The sequence below is a fragment of the Bifidobacterium cebidarum genome (assembly GCF_009193305.1).
GTDB classification, from domain to species: domain Bacteria; phylum Actinomycetota; class Actinomycetes; order Actinomycetales; family Bifidobacteriaceae; genus Bifidobacterium; species Bifidobacterium cebidarum.
This window is the reverse complement of sequence record NZ_WBVS01000001.1, coordinates 390,892-409,022: the sequence shown is the minus strand read 5'-3', so window position 1 is coordinate 409,022 and position 18,131 is coordinate 390,892. Positions and strand designations below refer to the sequence as shown.

Annotated in this window: 15 protein-coding genes; 14 read left to right on the top strand and 1 reads right to left on the bottom strand. The window is 59.8% G+C overall.

Annotated features, from left to right (window positions below; all coding sequences use genetic code 11):
• Positions 1–42: 42 nt before the first annotated feature.
• Genes F7D08_RS01780 through rsmD form a run of 3 tightly spaced genes read left to right on the top strand, consistent with a single transcriptional unit; the run spans position 43 to position 2,628 of the window.
• The gene (locus F7D08_RS01780; RefSeq protein WP_226803237.1) at positions 43–1,143 is read left to right on the top strand and encodes a taurine ABC transporter substrate-binding protein; all 1,101 of its coding nucleotides are present in this window, start codon (positions 43–45) and stop codon (positions 1,141–1,143) included.
• Positions 1,144–1,176: 33 nt separating this feature from the next.
• Positions 1,177–2,025 (top strand): ABC transporter ATP-binding protein, encoded by an 849-nt coding sequence (locus F7D08_RS01775; protein WP_226803235.1) that lies wholly within the window; start codon positions 1,177–1,179, stop codon positions 2,023–2,025.
• Positions 2,026–2,052: 27 nt separating this feature from the next.
• Complete coding sequence (gene rsmD / locus F7D08_RS01770; RefSeq protein WP_193316138.1) at positions 2,053–2,628, top strand: 16S rRNA (guanine(966)-N(2))-methyltransferase RsmD; 576 nt, start codon at positions 2,053–2,055, stop codon at positions 2,626–2,628.
• Positions 2,629–2,637: 9 nt separating this feature from the next.
• On the opposite strand, the gene trmD is transcribed toward rsmD, so the two are convergent.
• Positions 2,638–3,504, bottom strand: coding sequence for a tRNA (guanosine(37)-N1)-methyltransferase TrmD (gene trmD, locus F7D08_RS01765; protein ID WP_152208992.1), 867 nt, complete (start codon positions 3,502–3,504; stop codon positions 2,638–2,640).
• 279 nt (positions 3,505–3,783) lie between these two features.
• Here trmD and F7D08_RS01760 point away from each other — a divergent pair, with 279 nt between their 5' ends.
• The 11 genes from F7D08_RS01760 (at position 3,784) to F7D08_RS01710 (ending at position 18,099) form a co-directional block, all read left to right on the top strand.
• The gene (locus tag F7D08_RS01760; RefSeq protein ID WP_193316137.1) at positions 3,784–5,343 is read left to right on the top strand and encodes a peptidase U32 family protein; all 1,560 of its coding nucleotides are present in this window, start codon (positions 3,784–3,786) and stop codon (positions 5,341–5,343) included.
• Positions 5,344–5,599: 256 nt separating this feature from the next.
• Positions 5,600–6,580, top strand: coding sequence for a polyphenol oxidase family protein (locus tag F7D08_RS01755; RefSeq protein WP_152208990.1), 981 nt, complete (start codon positions 5,600–5,602; stop codon positions 6,578–6,580).
• Positions 6,581–6,682: 102 nt separating this feature from the next.
• Positions 6,683–7,507 carry an IspD/TarI family cytidylyltransferase gene (locus F7D08_RS01750; protein WP_319624257.1) on the top strand — a complete coding sequence of 275 codons (825 nt, stop codon included), beginning with the start codon at positions 6,683–6,685 and terminating at the stop codon, positions 7,505–7,507.
• Between the two features lie 36 nt (positions 7,508–7,543).
• Positions 7,544–8,221 (top strand): pyroglutamyl-peptidase I, encoded by a 678-nt coding sequence (locus F7D08_RS01745; RefSeq protein WP_152208988.1) that lies wholly within the window; start codon positions 7,544–7,546, stop codon positions 8,219–8,221.
• Between the two features lie 198 nt (positions 8,222–8,419).
• On the top strand, positions 8,420–9,835 hold the full coding sequence (locus F7D08_RS01740; protein ID WP_152208987.1) for a cell division protein: 1,416 nt from the start codon (positions 8,420–8,422) through the stop codon (positions 9,833–9,835).
• A 136-nt stretch (positions 9,836–9,971) separates the two neighbouring features.
• Positions 9,972–11,315 (top strand): C1 family peptidase, encoded by a 1,344-nt coding sequence (locus F7D08_RS01735; RefSeq protein WP_152208986.1) that lies wholly within the window; start codon positions 9,972–9,974, stop codon positions 11,313–11,315.
• A 253-nt stretch (positions 11,316–11,568) separates the two neighbouring features.
• Positions 11,569–12,699, top strand: coding sequence for a 3-deoxy-7-phosphoheptulonate synthase (locus F7D08_RS01730; protein ID WP_152208985.1), 1,131 nt, complete (start codon positions 11,569–11,571; stop codon positions 12,697–12,699).
• A 316-nt stretch (positions 12,700–13,015) separates the two neighbouring features.
• Positions 13,016–14,248 (top strand): 3-deoxy-7-phosphoheptulonate synthase, encoded by a 1,233-nt coding sequence (locus F7D08_RS01725; RefSeq protein ID WP_152208984.1) that lies wholly within the window; start codon positions 13,016–13,018, stop codon positions 14,246–14,248.
• A 24-nt stretch (positions 14,249–14,272) separates the two neighbouring features.
• Complete coding sequence (mtnN, locus tag F7D08_RS01720; protein ID WP_152208983.1) at positions 14,273–14,986, top strand: 5'-methylthioadenosine/S-adenosylhomocysteine nucleosidase; 714 nt, start codon at positions 14,273–14,275, stop codon at positions 14,984–14,986.
• A gap of 334 nt (positions 14,987–15,320) precedes the next feature.
• Positions 15,321–16,634: an MFS transporter gene (locus tag F7D08_RS01715; RefSeq protein WP_152208982.1), complete on the top strand. Its 1,314-nt coding sequence runs from the start codon at positions 15,321–15,323 to the stop codon at positions 16,632–16,634.
• A 151-nt stretch (positions 16,635–16,785) separates the two neighbouring features.
• Positions 16,786–18,099, top strand: coding sequence for an ATP-binding protein (locus F7D08_RS01710; RefSeq protein ID WP_152208981.1), 1,314 nt, complete (start codon positions 16,786–16,788; stop codon positions 18,097–18,099).
• Positions 18,100–18,131: the final 32 nt, after the last annotated feature.

Below are 18,131 nucleotides of genomic sequence, written 5' to 3'. Positions count from 1 at the left end.
CTCGCTCGAGCATCCGAGTAGGCGTAAGAGAAGGACTTGAACATGATGAAGAACCTGTGTGAAACACGTCGTGAAACAATTCGTAAAGTTGGTGCGCTATTGACTTCCGCAGCAGTGCTTGCCGGTCTCGCCGGCTGCGGCAAGATGCCGACCGCCGACGAACTGGTCGGCAACACCTCGGGTGCAGCCGTCGCCGAATGCCCAGTGCCATCGGCTAAGAACGAGGACTTCAGCGGAACCATCCGCATCGCATGGCAGGCCATCCCGAACGCGGATCTGATCGTCAAAGACAAGGGACTGCTGGAAGCCTGCTTGCCGAACGCCACCATCCAATGGAGCCAGTTCAACTCCGGTGGCGATGTGATCCAGGCGTTCGGCTCGAACTCACTGGACATCGGCCTCGCCGGTTCCTCCCCGGCCGTGCGCGCGGCATCCGCTCCGCTGAACCTGCCGGTGAAGGTGATTTGGATTCATGACATCATCGGCGACGCCGAGTCGCTGGTGGCCCGCGGCGGCGACTACAAGTCCATCAAGGATCTCGCGGGCAAGAACATCGCCGTGCCGTTCGGCTCCACCTCGCACTTCTCGCTGCTTTCCGCCCTGCACAACGCCGGTATGAACGAGACCAGCGTGAACCTCATCAACCTTGATCCGGACAAGATGTCCGCCGCTTGGACCCGCGGTGAAATCGATGCGGCCTGGGTGTGGGATCCGGTCTTGAGCAAGCTGAAGGCGGACGGCGGCACCATCGTGACCTCCAGCGCGGCCACGGCCAAAACCGGCTCCGCCACCTACGATATGGAGCTCGCCACGGACGCATTCATCAAGGCCAATCCGAAGGTAATGGACACTTGGACCGCCGTGGAGAATTACGCGGCCGGACTCATCTCCAGCAAGACGGATGATTCCGCAGAATCCATCTCCACCATCCTCGGTAACTCGGTGGCCGATGTGAAGAAGCAATTCAAGGGATACACCTACCCGCAGGCCAAGGACCAAAGCGATATCTTCCATGGGCAATTGCCCGGCATTTTCAAGGACACCGCTGAATTCCTGAAGACCCAGGGCAGCTTGGACAAGGTGAGTGACGACTACTCCAGCGTGCTGTACACCGATGCCATCGACCAAGTGGCCAAGCAGTAGCGGCTGCTCATCCGCAGTAAGAAAGGACCTATCATGGCGAACGACAACGCACTCACTTGGGGTGAGCTCACCGAAAAGAAGACGATGGATGATCAGGGCGTGGCCGTGGATATCCGCGGCGTCAACAAGCGCTTCGTCACCCAGCAGGGCGATCACGTAACCGCCCTGCACGACATCAACCTGACCATCAACAAGCACGACTTCATTTGCGTGGTCGGCCGTTCCGGTTGCGGCAAAACCACGCTGCTCAACATGCTCGCAGGCTTTGAAAAGCCTTCGGACGGTGAACTGATCTCCGGTGGCGTGGCCATCAACGGCCCCAGTCCGAAGCGTGGCGTGGTGTTCCAGAAGCCGCCGCTCTACCCATGGCTCACCGTGCGCAAGAACGTGGAGTTCGGCATGAAAATGCAAGGGGTGCCGGCGTCCGAGCGCAAAGAGAAGGCCGACCACTTCCTTGACCTGGTGGGCCTGACCTCCGCCGCCGACCGTCGGCCATACGAACTCTCCGGAGGCATGCAGCAGCGTGCGCAGATCGCCCGCGTGCTCGCCACCGAGCCGGACCTGATTCTGATGGACGAACCCTATGGCGCACTGGACGCCCTGACCCGTGAAAAACTGCAGAACGAGCTGCTGCGCATCTGGCGCGAACGCCACAGCACGGTGTTCTTCATCACTCACAGCGTGGATGAGGCCATTTTCCTGGCTACCCGCGTGATCGTGATGAGCGCTCACCCTGGCACGGTGAAAATGGATATTCCAATCACGCTTCCGCGCGACCCTGATGATCCGGACAATATGGAGAAGGTGCGCGCCATGCCGGAATTCGTGAAGCTGCGTGAGGAAATCACCCAGGCCATCTACGTCCAGGACGATCAGGAGTAGTTTTCGGCAGCGGCTAAGCTGGTGGCCATGCGCGTAATTTCAGGACGATTCAAAGGCATGGCACTCGCCACCCCGAAGACCGGCACCCGGCCCACCACCGACCGCACCAAGGAAGCGATTTTCTCCCATCTGGACTCATGGGGGGTCCTGGACGATGCCCGTGTCTTGGACCTGTTCGCCGGCACGGGCGCACTTGGCATTGAAGCGTTGAGCCGAGGCGCCCGCGAACTGGTGGCCGTGGAAAGCTCCCGCCCGGCTGCCGCGCTGATTACCAAGACGCTGGCTGATTTGAAGAAGAATCGGTCATGGAGCACCGATCTGCGTGCCCGCGTACTGGTGAAGAAGGCCGAAGCGGTGGCCGAAGGCTTCGGCGAACCGTTCGACGTGATTTTCATCGACCCGCCGTACGCCTATGAGACCGATGCCTGCAATCAACTGCTCTCCGATCTGGCAGCCGGCAGCGCCACCAGCGAGCACACGGTGATCATGCTCGAACGTTCGATTCGCTCCGACGATCCCATCGCGCCCGACGGCTGGGAAATCACCGAGCGCCGCAACTACGGCGAGACCGCCGTCTTTTATATTGAACCTGTTACTGATTAGCGGCGATCGTCAGCTCAACTTGCGCGGGTGGGCGGCGGAAACCTCCCAGCCCAGAGCCATCAACGTTTTGCGATCGGCCTTATCCAGTGCCTTGCAATCCAAGGCTTTGATAAGGTCCGGCCGTATGTCATTGGTGCGGGCCAGCGCCTCATCGCGGCGGAATCGGTCGACCTTGCCGTGATCGCCGGAAAGCAGCACGTCCGGTACCTTCAGACCACGCCACACCGCCGGCTTCGTGTACTGACGATGCTCCAGCAACGCGCCTTCGCCGGTGTAGGATTCCTCCACAATCGAATCCGGGTTGCCCATGAATCCCGGCATCAGGCGGGTGATGGCCTCAAGCATCACGGAAACCGCCACTTCGCCGCCGTTCAACACATAATCGCCAATGGAATACTCGCGCACATCGATGCCTTGCGCGCGGTAATAATCAGGAATGCGCGAGTCATAGCCCTCATACCGACCGCAGCCGAACAGCAGATGCCCGGCATGGCTCAGCTCGGTGGCATCACGCTGAGTGAACAGGGGTGCGGATGGATTCGGGAAAATCAGTACCGGAGCGGCGGCGGAACCGTGAGCGTCAGTTGCCGGCGGCTGCATGGTTGCCGCCTCGGCCTGCGCAGAGGATTCCTGCTGCGCCGGAGCGCCCAAGCCCAGCAGCTCATCCAGGCACTCCGCCCACACTTCCGGCTTCATCACCATGCCGGCGCCGCCGCCGACCGGAGTATCGTCCACCGAATGATGCACATCATGGGTCCAGTCACGCAGGTTGTGCGCGGTGATCTCCAGCAGGCCCTTGTCCTGCGCCTTGCCCATCAGACTCAGATTCAGCACTTCGAAGTATTCGGGGAATACGCTCACGATATCGATCTTCATGAGACACAGCCTACCGATACCCACCCATAAAACGGTGTGACGACCGATGACTGTAGGTTTTCCAACACTGACTGTAGGTTTTTGGACACCGACTGTAGGTTTTCTAACGTTTTTCGTTCAAAAACCTACAGTCGGTGTCCAAAAACCTACAGTCAATGTTGGGCAGCCAGACCATATCTAGGGTTCGGACCGTATTCGGCAGGGGACCTCGGCGCCATAATGCAGGCGGGATGGGCATGTGCAATGTATTCATTACACTATTGCGTGATGAATACGACGATGAGAATCCCCACACGCAAGAAGCCGGAAGTACTGTCTCCGGCCGGCAACCTGCGCGGACTGAAAACCGCGGTCGATTATGGTGCCGACGCCGTCTACTGCGGCGGCAAGGCCTTCGGCATGCGTTCGGCGCCGAAGAACCTGAGCCTTGAGGACTTCGAGGAAGGCTCTCGCTATGCGCATGAGCGTGGCGCCCGCGTCTACGTGACCTGCAATGTGTTGCCGCGCAACAACGAGATCGAGGCGATGCGCGAGTACGTGGGCCAGCTCAAAGACACCGGCGTGGACGCGCTGATCGTCTCTGATATCGGTGTGATGATGATGGCCCGCCAAGTGGCGCCGAATCTGGAACTGCACGTCTCCACCCAGGCTGGCGTGACCAACTATCAGGCCGCCAACGCGTTTTACGAGCTTGGCGCTCGACGCGTGGTGCTGGCCCGTGAGATGGATTTGCAGGCCGTGCGCGATATCCGCGCGAATATTCCGGATGACCTCGACATCGAATGCTTTGTGCATGGCGCAATGTGCATGGCTTTCTCCGGCCGTTGCCTGTTCTCCAATTACCTGACCGGCCGCGACGGCAACCATGGCGAATGCGCGCAGCCATGCCGCTGGAAGTATTCGATCGTGGAGGAGAAGCGCCCCGGCCAGTACTTCCCGATCGAACAGACCAAGGATGGCGCCTATCTGTTCAACTCGCAGGACATGAACATGCTGGGTCACTTGGATGACCTGATCGACTCCGGTGCCACGAGCCTGAAAATCGAAGGTCGTGCGAAAAGCGCTTACTATATCGCCGCCATGACCAATGCCTATAAAACCGCGGTGAACGAGTACATGATTCAGCGCGGCTTCGAGGATGCCGATGGCACGGTATTGAAACCCTTCCATGATCAGGTGATTCGCCCGGGCGATCCGGACTTCGGCAAGGCGGATGATGAGGACGCGATCATGCGCAATGCCGACAAGGCTTTCGCCGGTGTCGCCGACGAAGGCTATGAACGCGTCGAAGCCGGCGATGCCGCTTCCACTCCGGAACCGGACGGTATGAGCTCCCACGCCCGTGCCACCCGCCGCAAGTCCAATACGGCGATTGAAGTGATTGAAAGCAACTGGAAGCATGCGGCGGTACGCCCGGCTCCACACGTTGAACTGCCCGAATGGCTGCTGGGGGAAACCGACAAGGTGGCCCACCGCGACTATTCCACCGGTTTCTATTACCCGGAACACAAGGTGACGCAGAACACCGACCGCTCCGCCTACTTCCGCTCATGGCTGGTGGTCGGCGAAGTGCTGAGCTGGAGTGCCGACGAAGGCGGTCGCGTGACCCTGATGAGCCGCAACAAGATCGAGCCCGGCCAGGAAGTCGAATTCCTGCTGCCAGGTGAGCGGCCTCTGGTGTTCACCGTGCCGGAAGACGGCTTAAGGGATGCCGACGGTTTGCCGGTGCCCGCCATCAATAATCCGGCGCATGTGTTCTCTATGCCCTGCCCGCATCAAGTACCCGTCAATGCGGCCATTCGTTCCCGCACTAAAAAGCCCACCCTGAAAGCCGAATAATTACATATCTTTACGTATCTGTTTATCGTTCTGGTTTCTCAGTGCAAAGATTTCAGGAAATAATCCCATAAATCCTGAATTTCTTGCACTGAGATGATGGCAATGCAAGAAATTCGGGAAGACAGCCTTATTCTCCCGAATTCCTTGCACTGACGAACACTGAGTGCAAGAAATTCCGGCTGTTGCCACTATGTACCGGAATTTCTTGCACTGAATTACGGTAAGCATGGCTATGACAATATAGAAAGCTCGCAATATGACCGAATACAGTGATGAGATCCTCGACTCCAGTGCCATGAGCTCCACCGACCGCAATGGCCGGCCGATTCCGGTGACCATTCCGATCGCACTGGCCCCCGGCATCACCGTGGTATACACCACACGCCTCGGTGGCCTCAGCACCGGCGCCTACGGCAATCTGAACTTGGGCGGCAAGTCCGGCGATGATCCGGAAGCTGTGCTCTCCAATCGCATCGCCTTGTCTGATGCGATACATGCGCCGCTTTCGCTAGTCAGCCAGGTGCACTCCGGCATTGCCATCGACATTGATGAGCCAGGTCATGATCCCAATGTCGACTTCGGCTTTGACGCTTCCGGCACCCATGGCGCAGCGGGGCTTCCCGCTATTGAAGCGGACGGTCAGGTGACCGCCCGCCCGGACATCGCTCTTGGCATGTTCGCCGCAGACTGCCTACCGGTGCTGATGGCCGACCCGGAAACCGGCATCATCGGGGCCGCCCACTGCGGCCGCCGCGGATTGGAACGCGGCGTCATCGGAGCCACCGTGGAACTGATGAAAAGCAAAGGTGCCGATCCGAGCCGCATCATCGCCACGCTTGGCCCCCGCATTTGCGGCGATTGCTATGAGGTGGGCGATGAGATCGCCGATGCCTTTATCAAGCGTTTCCCGTTGACCAAAACCCAGACGCGCTTCGGCGGCGCGGGCATCGACATCGCCGAAGCCGCGATGATCGATTTGGCATTCGCCGGCGTGCATCAGGTGGTCGATTCGATGCCTCGCGTGCATGCGGCTACCGAATACCTCGAGGAAGACGCGGAGCTTGCCGAATTGTGCCGTACCGATGGCGAAGGCCCGACTGAACTGTCCGAGCGCATCGGCAACATCAGCCGCAGCATGTGCACGCTGGAAAACCCGCTGTGGTATTCGCATCGCCGTGCCGCGCTCGCCGGCAAGGCCCATGAAGGCCGACTGCTTGCCCTCATCGTGCGCCACTAGCGCGCACATTCCGTGGAGAAGATGTGAGGCAGGTCACGGACGGGCATGCCTCACCCTACGGTGGAGCCTATGACTGAGACTGAGAGAGCAGACGAGACTGCAATGAATACGATGGCTGACGATTCCAAGCCCCAGGCCGTACCTGTGGTGGCCGTGGTGCTGGCAGCCGGCTTCGGGACGCGATTCGATCCGGACAATCCCAAACAGCTGGTATCCGTAGGTGGCAAGCCCATCGTGTGCTGGAGCATCGAGGCGTTCGAGCGTTGCGCGCGCGTGAGCGATATCGTCGTGGTGGTCAACAGCAAGGTCCGCGGGGAGGTCGAATCATTGATTGACCAGCGGGGTTACGGCAAGGTTCGCGTGGTCATCGATGGCGGCGCCGAACGTGTGGACAGCACGGCGGCCGCTTTGGACACCTTGGCCCAGGCCGGTATTCCAGGCGATGCCAAGATCCTCATTCACGATGCCGTCCGACCATTCGTCGCCCAGTCCGCCATTGATGGCTCCATCGATGCCCTCGACCAGTTCAAGGCGGCCACGGTTGCCTACGCCTCCACCGACACCGTGCTGCTGACCCAGGATCTGGGTGATTTGAAGGTCGTCAAGTCGGTTCCCGACCGTCCGAACACGTTCCGTGCACAGACGCCGCAATCCTTCCGCTTCTCCACGATTCGCAAGGCCTACGGACTGGCCTCCCAGGACCCGGATTTCCATCCCACGGACGATACGCGCGTGGTGGTCGATTATCTGCCGAACGAGCCGGTTGCCATTGTCTCCGGCGCTGAGACCAACCTGAAGATCACTACGCTGGAAGACATCCCAACCGCCGAGCGCATCGCCGAGCAGTTGGAAGGATTCGACCCTAAGGAGGCGGCGCGCGCCCGTATGCATGCCATGCTCGCCCAGGCCGCTGGGCAGATGCGCTAGTGCTTTCAGCTGCGCCAAGACGCTACACTAGGCATTATGCGTGAACTCAATGTGGTGATTTCCGGATTCGACCATTATGAAGGCGTGGATGTCAACCCGGCATATGAAGTGCCCAAGTCCATCGCCGAACAGGGGCTGGGCGCGCCATCAGGGGCCGACGACCCGTTGAACGATGTTCACGTGACCATCCATGCCGTGCAGCTTCCGGTCAGCTTCACCAAAGCATGGCCGCAGCTGAAGGAAACCATCGAGGCCACGAATCCGGACATCATCATCGCCACCGGACTCAAGCATTCAGCTCGCAGCGTCATGCTGGAACGTTGCGCCACGAATCTGATGGACGCCGAACGTCCGGATGCCGATAACGTGATTCAGCGCCGCAAGCCGATAGATCCCAACGGTCCTGCGGCGTACTGGACTCGTCTGCCATTGCGCTCCATTCTGCAGGATTTCACCGATGATTCCATCGCGGCATCACTAAGCTCCGATGCCGGCACGTTCGTGTGCAATTCGCTGTTCTACAATCTGCTGAACTGGACAGCCACGCAGGATCGTGTTCTTGGCGGTTTCGTGAGCTTTCCTCCAGTGCGCCCTGCTGGCTCGGCACAGCATGGACTGCCGCTCGAGCAACAGGTCGAGGCTGGGCGAGATGTGGTACGCGAAGCGATTCGGTATTATCTGAAGCCATCCAGCTCCGATATTCTCATCGCATAGCATACGCCGTTTCCCGTGTTCTCTCCCTGAGGGAAACTGTCCGCATCACGGACTGAAAGAGCGCGTATCGGCAACAAACTAGAACATCATTCGCACGCATTGTAACGATTGCATATCAATGTGTGTCTCCAGTGCCCCTATGCGCTACAGTGCATGAGGACATGCCAAAGGCTTATGGATGTGAAAGGATATTCAGCCATGGTGGATCGTTTCCCGGTGGTGCTGCGAGGATATGATAAAGAGAAGGTTGACTTGGCGTTCGACGCTGCCCAGGACAGCCTGAACCAGGCCCAGAAGACGCTGGCCAGTATGCGCGAGCAGATTGCCGCGGATGATGATCGTATTTTGCAGCTGCAGGCTCAGCTGCAGGAAGAGCGCAACAAGAAGCCGCAGAACAACAGCTTCGCATCGCTGGGCGCCAACGCCCAGCAGATGCTCGCCTCCGCCGAGCAGACCAGCACCGAACTGCTCAACCGCGCCAAGCAGGATGCCTCCGCGACGCGTACCGCCGCTCAGGCTCAGGCTGAGACTCTGATCAACAATGCCAAGCTCGATGCCCAGCACATTCTTGACGATGCCAACGCCAAAGCTTCTTCGATTCTGCAGAATGCCAATAATCAGGCCGAATCCTTGACCTCCTCCGCCAAGCAGGAAACCGATCAGCTTCGCTCCGAAACCACCAAGAACATCACCGAGCAGCGTCAGGCCGTTGAACTCGAGCTCAGCAATGCCCGCGAAGAGCACAACAAGAAGCTGTCCTCCGAACGCGCCACCCAGGAGCGCGAGCTCGCTGAGATGAAGGCCGAAGCCACCGCGAAGATCGCCGAACAGCGTAAGAGCGCCAATGAGGAGATCTCCAAGCTGAAGTCCGACTCCAACGATCAGATCGAAGCCGCACTTGCCGAGGCCAACAAGAAGCTGGCGGACGTGCGCGAGCAGGTCTCCAAGATGATGACCGAAGCACAGCGCAAGGCTGGTGAGATCATCGACACCGCGAAGTCCAAGGCCCAGGAGATTACCGACGAGGCCGAGGTCAGCCGCACCAACACCATCAGCCAGGTCAGCGCCGAAGTGGAGCAGATTCGCTCCGACATCGCCGCCCAGCAGGATGAGGCCACCACCAAGGTCAATGAGCTGCTCTCCCACCTTGAAGAGCGTCGAGCCGCAGCTAAGAAGGAAGCCGACGAACTGGTCAGCCAGGCGAAGACCACTCGCGAAGAGGCTGACTCCTACGCTGCCAACAAGCGTCAGGAAGCCGATGCGCAGGCCGCTGCCATCGTGCACAAGGCCGGTGAGGATGCCGACGCCCAGATCGAAGAGCGTCGAGCCGCCGCTCAGAGCGAGCTTGACAGCCTGAGCAAGCACATCGCCGACCTGCAGGAACGTGAGGCCACCATCACTCAGCGTGTCTCCGAGCTGCGTTCCATGTTCGCTCAGGCCTTCTCCGGCTTCGCGTTCGACGCGGTGAACAAGCAGGAGGAAGCTCAGTCGCTGCCGGTGGTCAACCCGGTTCCTGACCAGGGCAAGGGCGCCGGCGAGCCGGAATCCGATCAGCAGGAGGCTGAATCCGCCAACGAATCCGAGCAGCCGGCCGAAGCGGAAGCTGAAAACTAAGCATTCCTGCATGAATGACAAGCCCTCGACTACACTGCTAGAGGCAAAAGAACTGCGGCACCTGTGCACTTTCGCCAGGTGCCGCAGTCGTTGTAAAACCGCGCCACAAGCGCACCAATCCAAAGAAGGAGTAGACATGAGTGAACTGACGCCGCTCACCGGCGAAGCGCTGAACGCACTGCGCGACGAGTTCGACGCCGATGGCACCAGCCGTCTGGCCATGAACGCCGTGACCGCAGCCGGCATCGAGAAGGTGGCGCGCAACTACGATCGTGCCCGCCTGCTGCAGCGCCGCTTCTCCACCGTGGTCGATAACGGCGAAGCCACCCATCAGGATCGTTCCGGCCGCTGCTGGCTGTTCAGCTCCCTGAACGTGGCCCGCTTCATCGCCAAGAAGAACATGAACCTGAAGGAGTTCGAGTTCTCCCAGAACTACGCGATGTACTACGACAAGCTGGAGCGCGTCAACTACTTCCTGAAGGATATGGCCGCTCTGGTCGCAGCCGGCGAGCCGTCCGACTCCCGTCTGGTGCAGCACCTGCTCGCCGACGTGATGGGCGACGGTGGCCAGTGGACCATGGCCATGAACGTGTACAAGAAGTACGGTGCCGTGCCGAAGGATCTGTTCCCGGAGACCGAATCCTCCAAGAACACCCGTGAGATGAACGTCCAGCTGCGTGCTCTGCTGCACACCGCAGTGGCTCACATGTACGCCGCCGCCGGCGATCAGGCCGCCATCGATCAGATTGTGTCTGACACCACTGCCGCCGGTCACCGTATCCTCACCATCCACCTTGGCGAGCCGCCGGTCTCCTTCGACTGGGAATGGACCGACAAGGACGGCGAGTTCCACCGCGACGGCGAGATCACGCCGGTGGAGTTCTGGAAGAAGTATGTGGGTCCGGCCGGTCTCGAGGATTACGTGTGCCTCGTGGACGACCCGCGTGCCGAGCATGCCAAGGGTAAGAAGATCGGCATCGAGCACCTGGGCAACGTGGCCGGCGGCGACGCCACCGAGTACCTCAACGTCCCGAACCAGTTCATGAAGGACTGCGTCAAGCAGATTCTCGTTGAGCAGGGCATCCCGGTGTGGTTCGGCGCCGACTGCCATCCCTTCATGGATCGCGAGAACGGCGCTTGGGCCACCGATCTGTTCGAATACGGCAAGGTCTACGACGTGGACTTCGACCTCGACAAGGAAGCCCGCGTGCGCTTCGGCGATTCCGCCATGAACCACGCCATGGCATTCGCCGGCGTTGACGTGGCCGATGACGGCTCCACCCGCCGTTGGCGCGTGGAGAACTCCTGGGGCTCCAAGATCGCCGACAAGGGCTACTTCACCATGTCCGACGGCTGGTTCACCGAGTACGTCTACGAGGTGGCCGTCCCGAAGGCCATGCTCCCGGAGGAGTATCAGCAGGCCCTCGAAGAGCCCGCCACCATGCTTCCTGCATGGGATCCGATGGGCGCGCTCGCATAAGAAAGAGCCCGGTGGGCTCTTTCGCGAGCGCGCCGAGCCGCGACAGCGGCGAGGTAATGTTGAGCACCGCCGAAGGCGGTTCCTTAATTGCAGGGCTCGGAGAGCTTTGGCCTGAAATGGAAGTCTCAACTCTTTGCCCGTCCACGCGCCCGGCCGTCCACGAAACGGCCGGGCGCTTCCATATCTACCCGCCCGCAGGTAGACTTACGTCTTCGCATGCTTACGCAATCGGAGAAGAGAGAGGAGAGTCGGCATGGCAGCACTTCGTGGTCCGGATAGTTCCGAGGACGAACGTCGTTTGGGGGAGCAGGCCGTCTTTCCTGAGACGGTTGATGTCAATATTCGTCAGCTCGACCCGATTCCTGCACCTCGCGCGTTCCTGAAGGAACAGCCACTCACTGATGAGATGAGCAATCTTGTGTTGCATTCCCGTCAGGAGATCCGTGATGTGCTCAATGGTCGCGACGACCGTCTGCTCGTCATCGTGGGGCCGTGCTCCATTCATGATCCCAAGGCCGCTCACGAATACGCTGAGAAATTGGCTGCGGTCAAGCGCGAGCTGGAAGACCGCCTTGTCATCGTGATGCGCGTCTACTTCGAGAAGCCTCGCACCACCATCGGCTGGAAGGGTTTGATCAACGATCCTGATCTGGACGGCCGTTTCAATATTCGCAAAGGCATGTGGCTGGCCCGCAAGGTGCTCACCGACGTGTTGAGCCTTGGCCTGCCCGCCGCCACTGAATGGCTCGACCCCATCACCCCGCAGTACATCTGCGATGCCATCAGCTGGGGTGCCATCGGTGCTCGCAACACTGAGAGTCAGGTTCATCGCGAGCTGGCCAGCGGCCTGTCGATGCCGGTCGGCTTCAAGAACTCCACCGACGGATCCATCAAAGCCGCCGCCGACTCCTGCTATACCGCAGGTTTCGAACATCATTTCCTGTCCATCAATCTGGATGGTCGCGTCATTTCCGCCGAGACCAAGGGCAATCCTGATTGCCATCTGGTGCTGCGTGGCTCCAGCTCCGGCCCGAACTACGACGCCGAATCCGTGCGGAATGCTTTGGAGGCGCTGAAGGCTTCCAAGGCTTCCGGACCAAGCCAATACGGTTTGGTCATCGATGCCGCACACGGCAACTGCGGCAAGAATGAGGTTCGTGAGGCCGAAGTCATCGAGGAGATTGCCGCTCGTCTGGCCCAAGGTGAGCAGGGCATCACTGGCGTGATGATGGAAAGCTTCCTCGTGGGCGGCCATCAGAAGCCCGCTCCGCTCGACCAGTTGGTCTACGGCCAATCCGTCACCGATGCCTGCGTGCCGTGGGATCGCACCAACGAGCTGCTGCACACGCTGGCCGACGCCGTCACCGCCCGTCGCGCACTGTAATTTGTGTTGTTGCTGTGGATGACCCAAAGTTATCCACAGCATTGTTTACTGCGTCACAATATGCACATTGCTGGGTGACGCTTGCTTTTTGAGCATCGGCATCCATCATGGGTCTTTACAGGATTAAGCGCGGCTTTGGCGTTGGTGGTAGTTGATGTTGATGGTCTTGGGCGTCAGCGTCAGCGTTGGATGTCGGTGTCGATATCACTGGTGTGCGTGTAGTTGCTGATAATAATGCTGCCGCATTTAACGGCCAGCACTATTGCCGCTATGGTTAGGTATCCTTGGTGTGGATAAGTCACAAGGAGTACAAGACATGCAGCAGCAGCAAGGCGCAGCCTCGGCCGCGAACCCATTTGAGGTCGGGCCGCAGCCATTGAACACGCCTGAAGAGCTTCGCGCTATTCGCCAGGCCATGGGCGAAGGCAAGAATCCATTGATCGCCACGGATGTGCCGCGCTGGGAGGATCAGGTCGGCGTCAGCCGCATCATCAATCGTCGAGTATTGGAGCTCGAGCCACTGCCTACGCCAGCCCAGGTGCTTGCGGAACTGCCTCTGACTCCTCAGGCTCAGGAAATCGTCGCCTATTCGCGCGATGAGATTCGCGCATGCCTCTATGGGCAGGATGACCGACTCCTGGTCATCGTGGGCCCGTGTTCGGTGCATGATCCCAAGGCCGCGCTCGACTATGCGCACCGATTGGCCAAGGTGATGAAGGAAACCGAGCGCGAGCTGCTCATTGTGATGCGCGTGTACTTCGAGAAGCCACGTACCACTGTGGGCTGGAAGGGCCTCATCAACGACCCGGATATCGACGGCAGCCACCATATCAAGAAGGGTCTGCTGCTTGCTAGGAAGACGTTGCTGGGTGTGCTTGGCGAAGGCTTGGCCGCCGCCACGGAATTCCTCGAGCCCACAAGCCCACAGTTCATCGCCGATGCGGTGAGTTGGGGCGCCATCGGCGCGCGCAACACTGAAAGCCAGGTGCATCGTCAGCTGGCCAGTGGTCTGTCGATGCCGGTCGGTTTCAAGAACGCTACGGATGGCTCGGTTAAAGCCGCGGTCAATGGATGTTTCGCGGCCGCCCAGCAGCACACGTTCTTCGGCATCGATCATATGGGCCGCGCATGTGCAGTGGAGACACTGGGCAATCCAGATTGCCATGTGGTGCTACGCGGTTCGATTCACGGCCCGAACTATGACGCCGAATCCGTGGCAAAAGCCATGGCGACCATTCGCGATGAGATGCCGGCTGATTCCGCGGCGTCCCACGGTCTGATTGTGGACTGCTCGCATGGCAACTCCGGCAAGGACGAGCATCGTCAGGCCGAAGTGGTGCGCGATATCGCTCGCCGTATCGCGGCGGGGGAGCGCGGCATCACCGGCATCATGATGGAAAGCTTCATCGAGGGCGGCAATCAGAAGGCCGCGCCGTTGGATCAGCTGGTGTATGGCAAGTCCATTACCGATAAGTGCATCAGCTGGCCGGATACCGAGGCGTTGTTGCATGAACTTGCCGAAGCCGTGGCCGCACGCCGTTGGAAGTAATGGAACTCAGGGAAGGATTTCGATATGGGCATGAAAACCGTTGCAATCATTGGTGCATTGCATGAGGAAGTGGCGTTGATTGCCAAGTCGTTGACTCACGTCACTCATGTGAACAAGGGCAGCCTTGATATCGCCGTGGGTACGGTGGATTCCTTTGGATCCGATGTGATCAAGGTCGCTGCCACCGTCGGCGGCATGGGCTTGGTCAACGCCGCGGCCACCGCCCAGCTGCTGATCGACGAATTCAATCCGGATGCCGTGATCTTCAGCGGCATCGCCGGCAACCTCAACAAGCACCTGCACATCAACGATGTGGTGCTCGGCGGCACGCTGCGCTACCTCGATACCGACATGCGTCTGGTGGGTCAGTGGAAGCCTGGAACCGAGGATAAGCCGGTCACGGAGTTCTTCTCCGATCCCAAGCTGCTCGAAGTGGCCGATCAGGCGCTGAGCAATGCAGACATCACGCATATCACCGGCATCATCGCCTCCGGCAACTACTTTGTGGACACCCCCGAAAAGGTCGAGGAGGTCATTCGTCTGACCGGCGCCGATGCGGTGGAGATGGAAGGTGCCGCCGTGGCTCAGGTCGCGGCCCGCAACGAAGTGCCGGCATTGGTGATTCGCGCGCTGTCCGATAACGCGGATACCGATTATGAGGTGTTCAAGGAATTCGATATTTCCGAATACGCCGATACCGCAGCGCGCCTTGCCGTGGACATCGTCAAGCGCCTGTAGGGCCTTGGGATTTGTCGGCTTCCCATGTGGCGGAAGCCGGCGGTGCGGTTGACTGATGGGAGGTTCACGAGGAAGTGGACCTCCCCTTTTCGGATTGATGGCCGTCTCGCCGATTTCACTATGTGAACTCTCTCGCCTCACTCGCCGCCATGTGGGCCATACTCATGCATCAGGCACAGCGATGTGTGGGGAGCGTTGCTGTGGCCACAAGCCGTAATAGCTCTTCTCCCACTTGCCTGTCGTTGTGCTCAATACTTTGAGCCAAGCAATACATCGATTGCGAGGCCATGCTGCATTCGGATGATATATGCGCAGCATGATGAAGAGAGGGATTATGTCTGCAACTGCTACTGCGGCCGTGAACAAACCGGTGAAGAAGGATTCGGTTCCTGAGATCATCGCCGCTTCCATGGTCGGTACGGCCATCGAATTCTACGACAACTACTGTTACTCCATTGCGGCCGCCAGCTACTTCGGCATGGTGTTCTTCACCGAAGTCGCCAAGTCCAATCAGGCGCTGGCCACGCTGATGGCGTTCGTCACCTTCGCCGTCTCCTTCCTCGCCCGTCCGTTCGGTTCCATGCTGTTCGGCCACTTCGGCGACAAGATGGGCCGCAAGAAGACGCTGGTGATCGCCCTGATGACCATGGGTATCGCCACCTTCCTGGTCGGCTGCCTGCCGGGCTACGACCAGATCGGAGCCTGGTCCGTGGTGATTCTGTGCATCTGCCGTGCATGCCAGGGTGTGGGCCTCGCCGGCGAATGGTCCGGCGCCGCACTGGTGGCCACCGAGAACGCTCCAGCTGATAAGCGCGCCCTCTATGGTTCTTTCCCGAACCTCGGCGCCCCGATTGGCTTCTTCTGCGCCTACGGCCTGAACCTGCTGCTTGAATCCAACCTGAGCCAGGAGCAGATGGTGGCCTTCGGCTGGCGTATCCCGTTCCTGTGCTCCGCAGTGCTCGTGGCCATCGGCCTGTACGTGCGTGCTCGCATGTCCGAGACCCCGGTGTTCCAGAAGGCCTCCGATGAGAAGCGTACCTCCAAGCACCCGCTCACCGACCTGCTGCCGTACTGGAAGGAAGTCCTTCTCGGCACCGTGGCCATGGGCATCACCTACACCCTGTTCTACATCCTCGGCACTTGGTCCCTCGCTTACGGCGTCAAGGGTCTGAAGTTCACTCAGGGTGAGTACCTGCTCATGCAGATGACCTCCGTGGTGTTCTTCGCCATCTTCATCATCATCTCCTGCGTCTACGCCGATAAGATCGGCCGCAAGAAGGTGCTGATCGCGGCAACCTTCTGCACGCTGGTCTTCAGCTTCTTCACCCCGCTGCTGCTCGTGCACTCCGCGGCCCACATCATGATCTTCCTGTGCGTCGGCTTCGTGTTCATGGGCAGCCTCTTCGGACCGTGCGGCGCTTACCTGCCTGAGCTCTTCCCGGTGCATGTGCGTTACTCCGGCGCTGGCTTGAGCTACAACCTGGCCGCCATCTTCGGTGGCGCTTTCGCCCCGACCATCGCCCAGGCTCTGGTCACCTCCAAGTTCGGTGTTGCCGGTGTGGGCTGGTACATGGCCATCATGGCCGCCGTCGCCCTGCTTGCCCTCTTCCTGATCAAGGAGAGCAAGGATAAGGATTACGAGCTGTGATCGCTTGATCTGATTGGCTGACACAGCCGATGTCAAGGCGCCATCCCCAAGGGGTGGCGCCTTTTTTGATGGCATATGGGGAAATGAACAATAGGCGAACTTACGTAGTTTGGCGTGAATGCTACGCCAGGTGCGTTTTACTCTTGAAACCATGAGTATCTGGCAGTTCATAGTGATTGTGGTGCTTCTGGCACTGGTCTTGGCATGGGCCATCGTCATCGCATACGGCAAGGGCCGGGCTTCGGGCCGTGCCGCTGCGGAGGAGGCCTTCTCCTCCGACAAGGATGCGAAGTCGCTATTCGGCGATGACGTGCCCGTGCGGCCCACGGAACGTCGATTGATCGAAGTGCTGCCGGAAGCGTTGATCGTCACCGATCGCAACGGTCTTGTGCACTATGCCTCTCCTGGATCCGTGCCGTTCGGTCTGGTTTCCGGCAAGCGCATCAATTCGCGTGAGGTCGAGGATATTCTGACCCAAGCGGCATCCGATGGCGGCGTACGCGAGCGCGAGGTGCAGCTGCCATTGGATCGCGGCCCGTTCCCCTCGCTCACGGGCAAGGGCATCGAAGCAGGCCAGTTGCGCCCCTCGAACACCAGATACCTGCGTGTGCGCATCGGAGACGTCGGCGATGATCTGTATGCGATTTTCATCAGCGATATGTCCGAGCAGCGTCGTTTCGAAGCGGTGCGTCGCGATTTCGTGACCAACGTGTCGCATGAGTTGAAGACGCCTGCCGGCGCGATCTCCCTGCTTGCCGAAACCGTGACCGACGCCGCCGACGATCCGGATGCCGTGCGCTACTTCTCCGGCCGTATTTCCAAGGAATCCGCGCGCCTGACGGAACTGGTGCATCATCTGATTGATCTGCAGCGTGCGCAAAGTTCGCAAGGCATGAGCGACGCGAAGCGTATTTCCGCGCTGGCCGTGGCCCGTGCGGCGATTTCGGATAACCAGGTGCAGGCCGAAGCCCATCATGTGGACATCCGTTTGAACGCCAACGGGCGTGCCGTGCCGCTTGATTCCACGGATGCGACCGACGAGGACGTCGAAGCCGGCAAGAACCTCACCATCCTCGCCGACGCCGATGCCATGCAGACGGCTGTGAAGAATCTTGTGGAGAACGCCATCCACTACTCGCCCGAACACACCACGGTCGCGGTTGATGTGGCCGTCCGCGATGGCAAGGTCACCATTCGTGTGGTCGATCAAGGCATCGGGATTCCGGAGGAATCCCTGGACCGTGTGTTCGAACGCTTCTACCGCGTCGATCCCGCACGTTCGCGTCAGACGGGCGGTTCCGGCCTGGGCCTGGCCATCACCAAACATTGCGTGCAAGAGAACGGCGGTCGCATTTCGGTATGGTCCAGGCAGGGTGAAGGCTCGACGTTCACCATCGAGCTGCCGGCGGCTCCGCAGAAGGATGAACAGCCGGCGGCCAAGGAAGATAAGCGCGATGGCCGATAATCGCTGCGGGGAAACTGCTGCAAGCGCACAAC

Bases quoted from the DNA above. Each gene is read 5' to 3' on its own strand.
- F7D08_RS01780 (WP_226803237.1), top strand. From the start codon at position 43: ATGATGAAGAACCTGTGTGAAACACGTCGTGAAACAATTCGTAAAGTT.
- F7D08_RS01775 (WP_226803235.1), top strand. From the start codon at position 1,177: ATGGCGAACGACAACGCACTCACTTGGGGTGAGCTCACCGAAAAGAAG.
- rsmD (WP_193316138.1), top strand. From the start codon at position 2,053: ATGCGCGTAATTTCAGGACGATTCAAAGGCATGGCACTCGCCACCCCG.
- trmD (WP_152208992.1), bottom strand. From the start codon at position 3,504: ATGAAGATCGATATCGTGAGCGTATTCCCCGAATACTTCGAAGTGCTG.
- F7D08_RS01760 (WP_193316137.1), top strand. From the start codon at position 3,784: ATGAGAATCCCCACACGCAAGAAGCCGGAAGTACTGTCTCCGGCCGGC.
- F7D08_RS01755 (WP_152208990.1), top strand. From the start codon at position 5,600: ATGACCGAATACAGTGATGAGATCCTCGACTCCAGTGCCATGAGCTCC.
- F7D08_RS01750 (WP_319624257.1), top strand. From the start codon at position 6,683: ATGAATACGATGGCTGACGATTCCAAGCCCCAGGCCGTACCTGTGGTG.
- F7D08_RS01745 (WP_152208988.1), top strand. From the start codon at position 7,544: ATGCGTGAACTCAATGTGGTGATTTCCGGATTCGACCATTATGAAGGC.
- F7D08_RS01740 (WP_152208987.1), top strand. From the start codon at position 8,420: ATGGTGGATCGTTTCCCGGTGGTGCTGCGAGGATATGATAAAGAGAAG.
- F7D08_RS01735 (WP_152208986.1), top strand. From the start codon at position 9,972: ATGAGTGAACTGACGCCGCTCACCGGCGAAGCGCTGAACGCACTGCGC.
- F7D08_RS01730 (WP_152208985.1), top strand. From the start codon at position 11,569: ATGGCAGCACTTCGTGGTCCGGATAGTTCCGAGGACGAACGTCGTTTG.
- F7D08_RS01725 (WP_152208984.1), top strand. From the start codon at position 13,016: ATGCAGCAGCAGCAAGGCGCAGCCTCGGCCGCGAACCCATTTGAGGTC.
- mtnN (WP_152208983.1), top strand. From the start codon at position 14,273: ATGGGCATGAAAACCGTTGCAATCATTGGTGCATTGCATGAGGAAGTG.
- F7D08_RS01715 (WP_152208982.1), top strand. From the start codon at position 15,321: ATGTCTGCAACTGCTACTGCGGCCGTGAACAAACCGGTGAAGAAGGAT.
- F7D08_RS01710 (WP_152208981.1), top strand. From the start codon at position 16,786: ATGAGTATCTGGCAGTTCATAGTGATTGTGGTGCTTCTGGCACTGGTC.